The sequence below is a fragment of the Ruegeria sp. CF1 genome, from assembly GCF_056537445.1.
On sequence record NZ_JBQFRN010000007.1, the window covers coordinates 82,619 to 97,890 of the forward strand.

A 15,272-nucleotide genomic window follows, 5' to 3' on the forward strand; every position below is an offset into this window, starting at 1 on the left:
GCTCCTTGGGAAACGGTGAAAAAGTAAACTTAAATCGCAGCTTGAGGTCTGACTTTGGGATCAGACAGGGCGGTCCCACCTTGGTGTCGTTGAAGCAAATTGCCCTCCCGTACGTAGAGCGCAATCACGATCATGATGCAGCCTTGCGACCAGCACCTCTAGATCGCGCAGCCCGGGCCGATAATGGCCCGGGCCACTCCCAGTTTGCTTTAGCTGGCCAGGCCGCAGGAGGAAGAGTCGCTGTTGTTGGTGGTGTCTGTCTCCGTCACACCATCGGCCGGATTGGCATTGACGGTGATCTTGAAGGGGATCTGCTCGCCACCTTTGACCTCGTCCGGGAATTCGAGCGATAGCGTGGTCTCATCCCCGTTTGGCCCCAGTGCGGGTGTCGGCAGATCGACCACCACGCCGCTCTGGAAGAAATCGACCCGCGTGGTGGAAGGCCCGGCAGCCCCTGCACCAATGTTACGCACAATGATCCTCAACTTGCGCGGCTCCTCACAATACCAAGCCGGGAAGGGTGGCGGACCGGGAGGGAAGGGCTGCACCGGGATCAGGTCCGGCTTGTCCTCGGGTGGAGGCGGCGGCGGAGGTGGCGGTGGCGGGGGCGGTACCTTTTTGATCAGCCGAGGCACGACCGGTTCGACATCGATGGTTTCCACTTCGCCTTCACCATGGGCGGCGGTGTAGACCGCGACCACGTCCAGCGGTGTTTCGCTGTCGATAAAGACAAACCCTTTCAGGAAACAGCATTCGGCCACCCGCAGGTGTCGTGCCACATCCTCGCAATCGATCTCCATCGATTCCCAGGGACCGAGTTTGTTTTTCGTTCTGGCCGAGACATTGCCCGGTTTTTCGTTTGGCAAGGCCGACGACACCCGTTTACGAAAACGCACAGCATCGCCGCTGCCGTTTCCGATGTTGATTGCTGTGTGATAGCGGCCCTGGGACAAAATGCGGCCCTTGGAACAGCCGCAGACGAACTTGACAGCGTAACGATAGGTCATCTTCGGTTCTTCCTCCTCGCAGCAAGGGGTGTCATCTTCGGCACGGTTAACCTCCATTCGGCGAAGGGCGACGTTGTTGTCACCAAGCGCCAGTCGATCGACAGGCAGACTGCCTGCGATCGTTTCGACATTGCTGCGGTCTTCTGGCGTATCCACGCTGGCAAGAATGTATTCCTCGCACAGGTCCTCGGGGCACCATGGGATCGGGCCGACGATCACTTCGTCGCCACAATGCACTGATTGGCCGATAGGTTCGCCTACGATAAGCGGATCCCAGTCATCCGGCCATGTGGTGCCCTTGCCTTCCGTCGCGCGGGCTAGTGACAAAGTCACTGATTGGGCTGGGTAGTTGCCGCGATTGCCGATCCGGACATACAGATAATTCTCGACGCAGCGGCGCGGAGTCTCGTGGTCGGTGCCGCCGTCAGGGCGGTGCCGATTCCAGATGCCGGGAGCATTGTTGCCCGGTTGGTGCCAAGGGTATTCACCCTGTCGTCCGTCATCAATGAAGACGTCAACATCAGGCGGGGATCCGTTGTAGAGCGCCTGTTTCTCAAAGCCCCAGCGTACCACTTTGTGTGCCCAGCCTCCGGCTGCACCGTCGAATTGAGCGGTGTTCTCGTCTGATTCCTGTAAGGCGCGGGAAAAACCTTCGACTGTGTTGGGCACGATCCCGGCCAAAAGCGGCACCGCCTGCAGGATCAGATAGATCGTGTAGCGGCTGGCATGCAGCCTGTCGTCGAGTTCTGTGGAATCACCTCCGAGAGATCGATAGATTCGGCCTAACGTAGTGGCATTGATCTCGGTCGACCGATATCCGCCCACGTCCATCGTGCCACCCCAGCCCCAACCCGAGGCGACCGACCGGTCCCATCGCCGGGTGATCAGGTTGCTGAAGGGGAAGGTACGGAAACGATCCGGCGCAATACCTTGAGGATCGTAGAGTATTGCCGCCAGCGCGTCACCAAACCCATGACAAAAGCCGAAATTGGGCCAATTGAGATGATCCCATAGCACCGCGTGCCCGAATTCATGCGCCGATACGCGCGAGTCTGTGGCCATGCCGACTGTGGAGCCATTTGCCGCAAGCGCATAACGAAAGCGTAGCACACCATTGCCTATGGCATTGCCTGGCGCCTGAGCATTCACCGGTCCTGCAATGGGATTGAACCAGCGGTGATCAACATCCACTGGGAAGGTCACCCCGTCGAAATAGCTGGGCAGATCGAAGCCCAAAGACTGGACGAAGCGATACAGGAAATCATGGTTGTAGTACGCACAGACCGCCGCGAAATCGTCGCTGTCGGCGGGATAATCAAAGATCGATGCTGCACCGGCGTTTTCAGTCGGTGGGGCGATGTTTGGTGTGTCGAGATCCCGTACCGCCACCAATTCGCCGCTTAGTTCCACCGGTGTGCCACCGCCCGGTAATATCAACCGTTCCAGCGCCACCAGTTCGCGTTGCGCATCCAAAAGCGCAACCGGGGCCGTCGGATCAAGCTCTGAATCTCCTGAAAGTGATATCGGGTCGTCTGTGAAGACGTAACCCGAAACACACCCCACCAATGGCCGGATGTAAAGCGCCGCGCCGGTTTCCCAATCGACCAATGCTCGCCAGTTCAGCTCTCCGTAGTCGGGAATTTTGCAGCCAAAATGTACAAGGCTTACGAAACGCCATTCGCCGTCCTTGATGCCCTTTGGCACACGACCAATCTCTGGCAGCGGGGTTAACTCGGCCCCTTCGATCTCGCCCGGTTCCTTGTGTGGCAGGCGATGTTCTGCGTCGTAGCGATAGACAAAGTCCCGGGTGTCATTAACCTTGAATTTTGTGAACTTGGCCCCTTTCACAGCTTCGCGCAGAACCGTGCCAGCTTGTTTGTCGCGGCCAGCAGGCGGAGTAGGGGCGTTGCTGAGTTCGATATCGGCAGCAACACTTGAGGACGAACCGGTGACCACATTGTCTGGGCCGGCCATGCGCAGTGTCAGACCGCGCTCCCAGACCGGGATGCCGTGATGTGTCTGACGAAATGTGTAGACCAGAAAGGACTGTACTGCCTTGGCTTCTTCCAGCCGCAGCTTGCTGCCCTCCTCGCGATTATACTTGCCTGAAACACTCTCGCCGAGCCTGTCAAGAAAATCGGGCTTTATCCGGTAAAGCCCCGCCACTTCGGCGGCATAAGCCTGCGCCACATCCAGCGCACTGGTTCCTTTAGAACGCCCTCCAAGAGGGTCGCCATGATGCTGAAGTCCAATGATCGCGCCGTCTGGCGCACGTTCAAATACTGTTTCGGGCATGTCTGCCTCCGTTCAAAAGCAATCTGAAACGCTGGCCCAGAGGCCCCGGATCGCCCGGCCGAACGGCAAAGAAAAAGAACTTGTTGTAATAAAAAAAGAATAACGAAGCGCGATGGCCGGAGAGACCCAGCGGCGATCCTGCCAACAAAGCTATCGTAACATTTATTGTCGATTCCCGCAAAAATCTGCCCGCTAAGCCGGAAGGCGCGATCACCTTTGTTTTGCTATCGCCGCTCACCCGAGGCTCTCGGTCAATGCGAGCTGTAGGTGCAGGTATGTAACGGTTAGCGCCGTACAACTGGCATCGAATTTACAACGCCATTGCGGATGTAGTCACTGTGTTGATGAAGAAGAGGGGCATCAGACTAGGAAGCTATGAATAACCACACGCTCTCTCAGCACCCTTGTGAAATGTTACGGGGCGTCCTTGGCCCCTCTGTGTAAGGTATATCTCGACTGCCTCTGACAACGGTACAGAGGCAGCAGAAGTCTCGTTCAGTACAACCGGCGTTGCGGCAGAATTGGCTGCGCCGAGTCGTAACATATGCTTTCCAGGCACTTGCATATCCTGCGACCTCAGATGAAACCAATACTCATGCAGTTGATCAGCCGCTCTTCTTGTTCTCGTCGCCTCTACGTTTGCCGAGTGAGCACGCAAAGAAAATGCGATCCAAGAAGAAAAGTAATAGCGGCAAAGCTCCTTGTGGATGCGGTGACTGAAGAAAAAAACACCTTCTTTCACAAAGGTGTACTTCGGCGAAATGGTCTCTGAGATGGTCTACCGCTCCAACCTACGTTAAAAGCTGGAGTGAAACCAAGAGTTTATCGATAGCCGGAATAGTCTTCGATAGCGCAGAGCAATTCACCCAACCTATCCCGGTTTGTGATTGCCGGTCTGTTCTGAACTCTTTTTTGGATCAATGCACCTTTCAACGACGCCGTCGGGTCGTTTTCGGTTAGACCGCATGCAACTGCGTATCGAAAGACCTCTCCGATTGTTGTTCGCAGACGACTGGCCGTCTCAATGTTTCCGGCGCGCTCCTGTTTCTTCAGTACCGCAAGAACGTCGCTGGGCGTAATCTCCATGACTGAACGGTCGCCGATGTCTTTGTTTGCAATCTCGATCAGCCAGGCTTTCTTTTTCATTGTCGCTTCTGCGCGACCTTCAGCCTTGTTTTTCTCCAAGGGTTCGCCAGCCAAGATGTCGAAGCGACCACGCTGAGCTCGCTCTGAAGCAAGTTTGCGTTCCTTCTTGACGGCCATCGGGTCAATACCTTCCAACAGAAGTTTGCGATCATTGTCGCGCTTCTCTCGGGCTTCCTTCAACGATATCAACGGATAAGGTCCGTATGACATTACTTTTTGCTTACCGTTGAAGCGATAATGCTTCTGCCAAAGCATAGACCCGTTTGGTTCTACTAGTATGTAGAGCCCATGTGCATCTGACCGCTTTTAGGAACGTTCTTCAGGCTTCATGTTTTTTAAGGCCATATCTGTCAGAGGCATTTCAATCACATGTATTGTTGATACCCCGCATAATACCAACAACTCTGGCGGATTGAATTGGACAAATGCGGAACACGCTGGACAGTCAGTCTCCGAATTTTAAACAATATCAGTTAGTTCGGGCGAACTCGGATGATCTTGGATGTTGGTATGGTGCCCGGGGCGGGAATCCAACGCTTACATACCAATCTAAAATTCATTCTTTCCGTAGACACTAGGTGGGTTGATGCGACAAGAAAACGTAGGAGGCTATTAAGGTACTTAAGAAACTACCGCTAGCTACCACAGCCACTACACCGGTCGCGTGTTCTGCGAAGGACACGCGGGTTGGGTGAAAGACGATTGATCATCCTTCCGCCCAGCGCGTGGTTTCGGTGGCTGATCCGTGTCGACGCCGATCAGGGCGAGACCTTGAGGATCAGAAACCGCCAATCATTGCCATCGTTTTGCCAGTGAAATGAGTAGTCGTGCCCAAGCGTTAACGGCGGGCCATAGGGCCTATTGGTCCGATAAGTCAACTCGCGCTGCGCTTGGTAGATGTGCCCTTCTCTCAAGGAAAAGTCAGCGGTGCCGGGCCTGTGATCGCCAAACTCGGGGTCATAGTAGTGTGGGTGATCAGTGAGCAGCACGAAGAAACCAACTTCGCAATGCTCTTCAAGATAGATTTCCAAGTTTGCCAGGTCGGCATAGGAGTCGTATCGGTTGTTGGGTTCTCTTTGATTGATCCGCTTGAAGAGTTTGAGTTCAACCGCGCACCGGGTTTCGTCTTCGCCAACAGTAAAGAAAACGTCGATTTCAGCGTTGTTGCGCCCCTTCTTGGGAAAAACGCCACCATTAGAGCGCTGAATCCGCCTTTCCATAATGATTGAGAAAGGCAAATTTTCCCGTCTTGCCAAAAGGTGCAGGCAAAGGGCCAAGTGGTGCTGAACTGTCGCCTCGTTTGTCTCTCCCAATTCCCCCCGGTTTACCTGACCAATTACCTCTTGCAAGGCGCGGCAAAAAAAGTCCTCTGCGGCCTCGATAGTCACGCTACGCCCAACCTTTTGAAGCGGGGTATCTCGTGCCCAGCATGTAAAGGCCCGAGTGAACGTCGATCATGCTCCATCCCGATCTGCCTTGGAGTAGTTCAGCCATCAGGGCATTGTTCTCGTAAATCGAGCCGGGTTCGAAGGCTTCATCGTCCAGTTCGTTCCCGGACGGGGGCGTCTTCAGAATCTTGGCCTTATGCAGAATTTTGAGACCGTTGAAGATCGGGCCACCCGGCGGCAGCATGACTTCCCGATTGGTCAGGGTCGCTGCCAACGCGGGCTTGGAAAACAGGGACACCATGAACATCGCGGTCGCGTTCCAACTGCCGATATACTTGGGCCGGTCCATTGACGGGGACACGAGAGGCGAAAGCCATCGTTCCTGCGCACGTCCAATCATGCGCAAATCATCCGGCAAGGTCGCGGGTAGCTTCACCCTTTGAAACATCAGGTGGCCGCCCCGAAGCGACTGTTCGATGGGTGTTGGGCCACGCTCCAGGTGGAAGGTCTTTGCAACGCTCAGGGCGACTGGGTCTAGATCGGTCAGCGCCTCGATAGCGGCGGCTGTGAAGTCTTCGTCGATTTTCGCTAGATGCCCCCAGCCCAAGCCTACGGCAAAGCAAACCTGCCACGGATTCGCGTCTGGGAAGGTCTTCAGGTGATGCGAGATTTCGTCGAATGCCATCGCGTTCAGTTTCTTGCTGCCCTGAAACAGCAATTCTTGAACCTTGGTGCGCGCTGGGCCACCACCCGCGCCGCCGCCTTTGTCGCAGAGTTCGTTGAATTCGACCTGTACCGGATTCAGAGGTTTTGCGATCTTCATTTCGTTTTCCGACTCAAGGAGTTCACTCCTGTTCATTCAGCGGCGGCAGGCCCGAGACGACGCGCACGGTTTCGACGCAGCTACGGCGGTGGAAGCCAATATGACTAACTACTCATTGATAGGTTTTAGCAAAAAGTCTTCCCACTGTTGAAAGGAGAATGAGACACCATCAGTTGCCTTTCGGAACACCTCCTCATCCTCATCAAACGAGGCCGCAACAATCGATTGAAGCTCTTTCTCGCTGCCAAGCGTCGTCAGCAGCTCCCTCTGGCTTTCAACTGACATGGAATGTTGTCCCGGCTCATCAAACATCAAAAATCCTGGGTGGTTTCCGCTTTGACCTTCCGCACGCAACCTTGATTGGAATAACGCCAGTGTGTAGCTCCAGATAAGTCTAACAAAGTCGCTGGCGCTAGAGTCATTCCGGATATTTGAGCGATACTGTTTGAGTTCCACATTTGCCAAACATGGAGTCAAATTGTCCAAGCTTATTTCAACATCCCCAACGTTCGCACTTCTGTACTGAAATTTTCGCGCGTTGGTTCGAAACTTGCTTTGCAGCTTTCTTATTACATTGATATCATTATCCGAATATCTATTCTTGGGGAGTTTACTTAACTCCCCGGATACTTCTCTCCATTTCTTGGATAGATTCGACAGTAGTTCTACACCTTCAGCAATCTTGTTATTTGCTTTGGCGAGCCTTTCCAACTTGCTCTCCAGAAGTACTTGCCGTCTTATCCTTTGTTTGCTCAATTGGCTTGCGGAGGTTACATCCGAGCGTGCGGCCTTGAGAAGCGCGCGTTGCTCAACAACATCTCCCCTAATTGTTGTTTCGATCTGAAGCAACTCATCCATTTCAGCGGACATGCCGTCCCTTTGTCGCTTCAGCATACTACCTTGAGCTTCAAGGTAAGAAATGTTCTCACTTACATCCATTACCGGAAGGTGATCCGGAGTAAGAACAAGAGAATCTGCCACATCTTGACTACACGTAGGACACCGAGAGCTGACGTACTCAATATTTAATTCGGCTCCCAAAGACATAAGCTTCTGGGTAGACTTGTTTTTCTCCAAGTCTAAACTGTTTTCAAGGAGAAGTTGTTCGATCTCCCCGAGCGAGGCCTGAGTGTAAATAATACGCTCTTCAACCTCTTCCAGTTTCGCAGACAAGGCCTTTAGCTCTTCGAGTGCTCTGGCCAGTTCTACCGTGACGTCAGCCCCTTCGTCTGAACCTGAATTTACCTCTAGTTCAAATATACTGAGGCGAAGATTTTCCACGTAGTCTTCGAAAGGAATAGGCTCTCCTTTCTCAAAAATAACGATGTTCACCTCCTCCAATTTGAATAGGGAACTCGGGTTCTCAGAGATGCCAGAAATACCCCCACCAATAGACTCGATATCTGTTGTTAATGCAGCGTACGTAACTCCCCAAGAGCGATGAATTTCCTCCCTACGTTTTTCTAACGATGACTTTTTTATTTCAGTTTCGAATACTTCTAGGGACAAAAGGTACTCAATTACCTTCTTCCGCGCATCGCGAATTCCAAAAAAGGGTAGGTTCGCCAAATAATCCGACCATCCTCTTTTTTGCTCTACTATTGCTCCAGAGAAGATAGCTTGAAGATATAGCGGCACATCACCGCCCTTAGTCGCAGCAACTCGAGGCAATTCGAGTGAAAGGAATTCTGCTAAAAATCTATGAAACCCAGCGTCCGTACTGGCCCCGCCCGGATCGTGAACGAAGGTGTGTCTCACATTGTTTAGAGTGGAAGGATCATCCAATGTAGCATCTTCGTAAACCTCAATGAGTTTTTGACTTTTCTTTGGGCTTTTGATCGGTCTTCGGAAGACAGCAGTACGCTCCGATTTATTCTTGATTTGAATCGAAACCGCCGACTCAAGAATAGGAAGGTTTACCCCCTCATTAATTAGATAGTCTCTGACGCAATAGGGAAGAGTAGTTGGGCCCTTTCCCCCTATCAACTCCTCCATACCAAGAGCGTAAACAATAGAGTTAAAAGCGGTACTTTTTCCGTGTGCGTTGCCGGCCTTAATGATGTTCAGGCCTTCTTCGAAAGCCATGTCGAATCCAAAGTCGCCTTTTCCTGTCGCGGCTCTAAGCTTAATTCTCTCGATCTTCATTTTCTCGCCCAAGCATCCATAGTGGCATCGACCATTTTCTGTGTGATCTTCTTTCCCACTTGATTTAAGAATTCTTTCTCAGTGCGCATGACCAGACTGTCTTCCAGTACTTTCGTCGAAAAATCCCGCCCCGTTTCGGATGTTACAAAGTCCCTTCCCTTCCTAGTTAGAAGACCTTCCGCTTGCGCGACGCGAAGCGCGGCGACAACTGTAGGATCGAAGCCCCAGACAGGAGTCTCGAGCCTTCCAGACTTTGAAGCACGGACTAAGATCGCTTGTCTTTCGTCACTTTTCAACGCCCAGCTAAACAGCTGCAAACGTGCTGCGGTAGACTTTCCCGATCTTGAAGAGATATTTAGAACCAACAGGAGCTGAGATATTTTGTAAATTGGTCGATGGTCAGGAAGAACTTCGCTTGCACGGGGAGTGAATTTGAGGCTTTTGGTCATTGGACTACTCATAGTCGAGCTGACAGATGGCAATCCATCTCGCTGTCATTAGACGGCTAACTTTGGCGGCTTCTGTTTCATCCAAGTTCGGCGCAAGTGAACTATTCACAATACTCTTCAATTCCTCTTGGATTTTTTGGGTGAGTTCGTTTGCCTCCCCATTCCAAGTCAGTGAGTAGTCCTGGGCTTTTTGCTCAAACTCCTTAATTATTCTCGTTAGATCAAAGTAGACCGCAGGGTGATCAGATGATATTTTTCGGAAATAACCATCGCTGGCGAGAAATTCTTCTCTTGTTTTTGAAATTAGTCTTTCAAGTTTTCTTTCTCTCGCCTCTTGACTTACAGTCGAGGCTACTCTCATAGAGCTTTTCCGTTTAATATTCTCTTCCCACTCGCTCTGTGTCGGAGGGTTGTCCAAAATTCCATCATTTGGCTTTTCAATTATTAAATGGGATCCGTTTGACCGTCGTATATCATTTATTTCGGTGTGATAGTCGGATCCATCTCTAATTATTATAGTAAAGTCGTTAGTTATGAAACTTAGTTTCCAACCACGTACTTCACGTTCCTTTCTTTTGGCATAAGCCAAGAGATCGTTTTTGCTGATATCCGGAGTTACGAAAATCCACCTTCTGATTTTGACATCACCGATCCTTGCAACGATCTGTGCTTCATATTTTCTCAATTTCTTGAGATCATCTCTAATCTTATTTCTAACTTTTTTGTACAATTCCTCTCGGGTATACAACTTTTCTGGACAATAGCATTGGAACGCATGTCCAGTATCATTAGTGTACCCCTCTATCCCAAAATCACCCGGGGTCGCCTTCATCTCTTGATAGAAATCGTCCGCATACTTCTTTTTGAAGACAAGCTGGCAAAGCTCCTCCCATGTTTCGCCGTTGTGCGGGCCGTAGTCAGTTGTGATCATTCAAGAAACCAGTTTCATATTCTAGAAGCACCGCCAAAGCGAAGATAGGTTAGTAGTATCCTTTTGGTTGAGTGACTTCAATAAAAGGTTTGCATTCCAGTACCTTGGAATCAAAATCTATCGATCATGCCCTACTGGCTCGTGGAGGGCAAAAAAAACAGCGGCTTTGTACGCGCCGGCACCTCCAAGCGGTCAGAGCCGCTGCTGTTCAGCGGTTATCGCGTCCGTCGCCCTGTCAGGGCGCGACCTCGACTGCAACTCAGGATAGGACAGCCAAATCAAGAGTTATTCTGCGTCTCAGCTTCCATCAACCACGCTTCAAATCGACTGATTCGATTTGCGTGTTGAGCTACCATAAATCAGCAACTCAAACCCTTTTCGCGTGCAACTTAGGTTGTTCCCACGAACGGGCATCTAAGAGTTCACTCTATCCTTGTTGGGCCAGTGTTTCGCTGTCTTATTCTTTCTTACTTGGCCCTTCTTCTTGAATTGCAAGGAATGGGGGCGCAAAGGCGCAAGGATAATTTATCCTTACTTTACAATAGATTGACTCAGTATCCTCGCGACATTTACACTAGGAGGAAATTTCTGGTCAACGATCTTGATCCCAGTTGATCCGGAAAAAATTCGAACTGCTTTCAAGGGTGAAGGGAGCCGACATGAAGATAAGAGTTTACAAAAGAAGCAGCACGCGGCCCTTGTACAGGTGTCGAACGTGTACGACTGCAACTGAGCGAAAAGACGCGCTGAAAAAGGTCCGAACAGTGTCTTTGGCTATCGCCAAAAGACTTGCTGCCGACCGCTTCAAAGAGTTGAGCGTGCGCCACTTCTCAGAAAGAATCTAGCGGGGCCCAACATGAGATTTGTAGCCTATGGAAGATATTCAACTGACAAGCAAAACCCGTTGTCTGCGGAAGATCAGATCTTTGAAGCGAAGCGATCAGGGGAAGCTAAGGGTTGGACCTTTTTACGCGCTTATACAGACACTTCGGCTTCCGGATTTTGTGAATATGGGCGCGGCGGTTTTGCTCAAATCCAAGAAGATGCGCGACGCGGCCAGTTTGATGTAATTGTTGTTGAAGATTTGGATCGCCTCAGTCGCGACTTGGGTGACTCTGCAAAGTTTTATAAGCGAATGAGTTTCTATGGTGTTTTGATTTATAGCTTGTCGAAAGGCGGCTTTGTCACCGAACTCGATGTTGGCTTTAAGGGGATCATAAGTGGCCAATTTTTGATCGATTTATCCCAGAAAACAAAACGCGGCCTTGCCGCAACGATCAGAAGCGGCAGATCCGCGGGTGGGATGTCGTATGGCTACGAAAAAACTGGTGAGCCAGGCGTTCACAAGATCAACAATGAAGAGGCAGAGGTTGTACGGCGAATATTTCAAATGTATGCGGATGGCTACTCGCCTCGAATGATCGCCGGCAAGTTGAACTCCGAGGGCATACCCGCACCTCGAGGAGGCGTTTGGAATGCTAGCAGCATAAACGGTCATCGGCAGCGTGGTGTTGGAATTTTGAGAAACCAGCTGTACGTTGGGAAGAGGATCTGGGGTAAGACTGAAAAGACTAGAAACCCGGATACAGGCAAGGTCGTTATCCGCGTCAAGAAAGGCGATAGGCTTAGCCATGAAGTTCCAGAACTGCGGATAATTGAGCAGAACCTCTGGGACAGGGTTCAGAAACGTATCCCGAACAGGATCAACTCGACTTACCGAAAACGAACGGATTACCTCCTTAGCGGCCTTTTGAAGTGTGGCGTTTGTGGGTCGTCTTTTATTTCCAATGGTGGTGGAAGGTATGTCAAATTTGGGTGTAGCGCGCGGCGAGAGCGCTCTACGTGTTCAAACAGGCGAATGATTTCTCGGTCCATAGTTGACAACTGTATACTCTTCGCTCTGAGAGAACACTTACTTCGCAGCGATTTGGTGAAAGTCGCAGTAAAGAAATACAACTCGGATTTAAAGAAGTATTTGGCCACTCTTGATGACACACGCCCGAGACTAAAGAAGAGGCTTAAGCAAATAGCTGACGCACGGCGCAAACTTTTCTTTCTTCTTGAGCGAGGTGTGGAACCAGATGCTATAGAAGTGAGACTGCTGGAACTTGATGAAGAAGAGAGATCAAAGAAGTCGCAACTAAGGAACGCTCCCGAACCAATCTCTGTCGATCCTGAGGAAGCGGTTTCTAGATATACCCGAGTGGTCGACAGCTTGTTGGTAAGCTCACTTGAGGACAACTACGCTTACAAGAAAGAAGTCATGACGGCCGTTCGGGATTTGATCGACGAAATCATCATATACCCCAAGGATGATCCTAGAGGCCGAGATATTGATCTCTATGGGGACTTCGAAAGCCTGTTCAACCCATCGGGAAGGGGAGACAGCCTTCTTGGTATGGAAGCGATGGTGCCCGGGGGCGGAATCGAACCACCGACACGAGGATTTTCAATTATTGGCCCCGAGCATCCGAACTGTACCAATAATGCCAGATATTCTTGAAGAGCTAAGACCTTTCTTCCAAGCGACTACCTTATCACGTCCAGTCTATGTCGAACGAACCCAGAACAATCTGGGCCGAGTTACACAAAAATTACACAAGCATTCGTCGGAGGTTGCCAACTTGTTTACATTCACCAAAAGGCGACGACCGCAAACGGTCCTTAAGCAGTCATCTGACAATATCGCTCAGATGGCCGCGTTGAGCCCAAAGCGGACATCGGCCGCCGGGTAACTCTGCATCAATTACCGGAGCGGTGGGCTGTCAAACCAGGGGTTCGAATGAGAAGACTTCCACGCCGTCGTCGAAACCGCGCAAGGTGTGTGATCCCAAAGTGCTGGGTGTTTCGGTGACAAGTTCGGCAAACTCGCTCGTTGCAAGAATGGGTGCATCAACGGACCGGGTCAGCCCCTCCAACCTGCTGACCATTGCGACGGAAGTCCCGGTCACCGTGAAGTCCAGCCTGCTTTCAGTTCCCACGTTGCCGTAGATCGCCGCGCCCATGTGCAGGCCGATTCCAAAATCCGTTCGATTCTCGGGCTCAATTTCCTCGCGCCTTTGAAACGCTTCCCGTGCCGCCGACAGGGCTGCCTCGCACATGTCCTCGGGCAGCCGCCGATGACCATCAAACGGGAAAATCGCGAGCAATCCATCACCGACGAACTTCAGCACCTCGCCACCATGGTCGTGTACCGCACCCGCGACAGAGTCAAAGTACCGGTTGACCGCGGCCACGTAGTCACCCGGTGACAGGCGTTGGCTCAGGGCCGTAGAGCCGTGCATGTCGCTGAACAGAAGTGCACAATCGATCTCGCGGACATCGCCACGCGAAATTTGGCCGTTCAAGACGGATCGGCCTGAAATCCTGCCCAGGTAGGCCTCCATCAGTTCAGCCGCCAGGAACTGCTCCGTGAAGACGTGGACGGTGCCAAACAGTGGTATCGACAGTCGCGTGAGGCCGTCGATTTCCCGCTGTGTAAAGCCGGAGCGCCTTTTTGTCGCGAAGGACACCGAAGCGCCCAGTACCCACTGAGTGCCGCTTTCGAAGGTAATGCTCCGTTTGCCAAACGGAACGGAAAATACCAGGTAATCGGTGATGCCCGATGCAGCCAGCTTCTGGTAAATCGGATATTTGTCACGGGTTGACGGATCGGTCAGATTGGCACGCAGCACCGGCATCATTTCCGTCTCGCCGACCAGCCCGTCGGCCAGATCCCAGATATCACTTTGAAAGAACTTAGTGGCTATTTTGGCGGTCAGCTTGGTGTTTTCGCCGAACGGCGCCTTGTCAAAAAGGTCATCGGTCACTGAACTCCGTGGCATGACAGTCCAGTCTATGCGGTCCGTTGATGCATCCCAAGTTGCATCGACCAGTCCGATGACGGGATGCATCATGAGACGGCCCAGCGAAACCCGCGCGACTGGCACACCGCCGTCGATCAGCCTGTGACTGAGATGCTCAACCAGGCCACCAACATCGCCGTCGAAAAAGGCCAGCTTTTGCAACCAGTCTGCAATACGGTCGAAAACATCGGACATGACGCACTCCTCAACCTGCACTTTGTAATAGACGACCGCGCATGTCATTTGAATTGTTGAGCGGCCCATGTGGCCGCTTTGTCCGCAATGCAGTCGTTCAATGAATTTGGCTGAGTGACCGCTTTGGGCCCGAAGCGGACATCATTTGTGTCCACCCGAGGGATTTATCAAAGCAGGAAAAACATCGTGATATGGTAGGGCAGGAAAACTCTAGTATGGAGGCAAACCAATGGCGGTTGAAGCAACCCAAGAACAACTTGAGGCTGGCCGCGGATATGAAACTCTTTTCGTCCCAGCTCTTTTTGCCCCTTGGACCAAGCACCTAGTAAATGGAGTAGGTGTCAATGACGGCGACCATGTTTTGGACATTGCTTGCGGGTCGGGCGCGCTTGCAAGAGATGTACTCGCGCGTGCTGGCCAGAAAGGGCGCGTGGTTGGTCTCGATCCAGCTCCCGGAATGATTGCTGCTGCAGGAGAAGTTGAATCCAAAATCGAATGGGTTTTTGGTACTGCTGAGGAACTGCCATTTGGTAATGATTCATTCGAATGTGTTGTTTCTCAGTTTGGAGTCATGTTCTTTCAGGACCGCCAGAAAGCAGCCAATGAAATGTTTCGGGTGATCAAGCCGGGTGGGAGACTGGCCATAGCGGCCTGGCATTCCATCGATCAGAACCCCGCGTATGGTGACATCGTTTCGGTATTGGATGAACACGTATCTTCTGCAGCAGGGGATGCAGTCAGGTTGCCGTTCTGTTTAGGTAATCCGGATCAGGTCGCTGAACTGCTATCACTTTCCGGCTTTGAAGATATTGATTTTGAAACAAAAACCGAACGTGCAAATTTTCCCAGCACTCGAACAATGGTGGAAGTTGAGCTTCGCGGATGGTTACCGCTTTTCGATATACATCTTAGCGAGGAGAAGGTTTCGGAAGTGTTGATTGAGGCCGAACCGAAACTAGGAAAATACGCTACATCCAATGGAACTGCCGTATTCCCAACAACCGCTTACATTATGACCGCTCGTAAGTCAGATTAGCTGGAACATACT

General features: G+C 51.6%; 10 protein-coding genes and 1 pseudogene. 2 read left to right on the forward strand and 9 right to left on the reverse strand.

Features of this window, described 5'->3' with window-relative positions:
* Nucleotides 1–209: 209 nt before the first annotated feature.
* From ACRZ96_RS13575 to ACRZ96_RS13610, 8 genes and pseudogenes are all read right to left on the reverse strand, one after another.
* Nucleotides 210–3,302, reverse strand: a complete 3,093-nt coding sequence (locus ACRZ96_RS13575; protein WP_480814741.1) for a hypothetical protein — start codon at nucleotides 3,300–3,302, stop codon at nucleotides 210–212.
* An 822-nt stretch (nucleotides 3,303–4,124) separates the two neighbouring features.
* Nucleotides 4,125–4,565, reverse strand: a complete 441-nt coding sequence (locus ACRZ96_RS13580) for a tyrosine-type recombinase/integrase (protein WP_480707398.1) — start codon at nucleotides 4,563–4,565, stop codon at nucleotides 4,125–4,127.
* Nucleotides 4,560–4,739: pseudogene (locus tag ACRZ96_RS13585) on the reverse strand (Arm DNA-binding domain-containing protein); the annotation flags it as partial. The pseudogene ACRZ96_RS13585 and the gene ACRZ96_RS13580, both read right to left, overlap by 6 nt.
* A 467-nt stretch (nucleotides 4,740–5,206) precedes the next feature.
* Nucleotides 5,207–5,836: a hypothetical protein gene (locus tag ACRZ96_RS13590; RefSeq protein ID WP_480814742.1), complete on the reverse strand. Its 630-nt coding sequence runs from the start codon at nucleotides 5,834–5,836 to the stop codon at nucleotides 5,207–5,209.
* A gap of 1 nt (nucleotide 5,837) precedes the next feature.
* Entirely contained in the window at nucleotides 5,838–6,659 is an 822-nt protein-coding gene (locus ACRZ96_RS13595; RefSeq protein ID WP_480814743.1) for a hypothetical protein, read from the reverse strand.
* 108 nt (nucleotides 6,660–6,767) lie between these two features.
* A complete protein-coding gene (locus ACRZ96_RS13600; protein WP_480814744.1) occupies nucleotides 6,768–8,804 on the reverse strand; it encodes a hypothetical protein in 2,037 nt (678 codons plus the stop codon).
* Complete coding sequence (locus ACRZ96_RS13605; RefSeq protein ID WP_480814745.1) at nucleotides 8,801–9,253, reverse strand: hypothetical protein; 453 nt, start codon at nucleotides 9,251–9,253, stop codon at nucleotides 8,801–8,803. The genes ACRZ96_RS13600 and ACRZ96_RS13605 overlap by 4 nt, the downstream gene beginning before the upstream one ends.
* 4 nt (nucleotides 9,254–9,257) lie before the next feature.
* Nucleotides 9,258–10,184, reverse strand: coding sequence for a hypothetical protein (locus ACRZ96_RS13610; protein WP_480814746.1), 927 nt, complete (start codon nucleotides 10,182–10,184; stop codon nucleotides 9,258–9,260).
* 856 nt (nucleotides 10,185–11,040) lie between these two features.
* On the opposite strand from ACRZ96_RS13610, the gene ACRZ96_RS13615 reads away from it, so the two are divergent.
* Nucleotides 11,041–12,687: a recombinase family protein gene (locus ACRZ96_RS13615; protein WP_480814747.1), complete on the forward strand. Its 1,647-nt coding sequence runs from the start codon at nucleotides 11,041–11,043 to the stop codon at nucleotides 12,685–12,687.
* A 262-nt stretch (nucleotides 12,688–12,949) separates the two neighbouring features.
* Here ACRZ96_RS13615 and ACRZ96_RS13620 read toward each other — a convergent pair whose 3' ends face one another.
* Nucleotides 12,950–14,224: an adenylate/guanylate cyclase domain-containing protein gene (locus tag ACRZ96_RS13620; RefSeq protein WP_480814748.1), complete on the reverse strand. Its 1,275-nt coding sequence runs from the start codon at nucleotides 14,222–14,224 to the stop codon at nucleotides 12,950–12,952.
* A 229-nt stretch (nucleotides 14,225–14,453) separates the two neighbouring features.
* On the opposite strand from ACRZ96_RS13620, the gene ACRZ96_RS13625 reads away from it, so the two are divergent.
* A complete protein-coding gene (locus tag ACRZ96_RS13625) occupies nucleotides 14,454–15,260 on the forward strand; it encodes a class I SAM-dependent methyltransferase (RefSeq protein ID WP_480707355.1) in 807 nt (268 codons plus the stop codon).
* Nucleotides 15,261–15,272 lie beyond the last annotated feature (12 nt).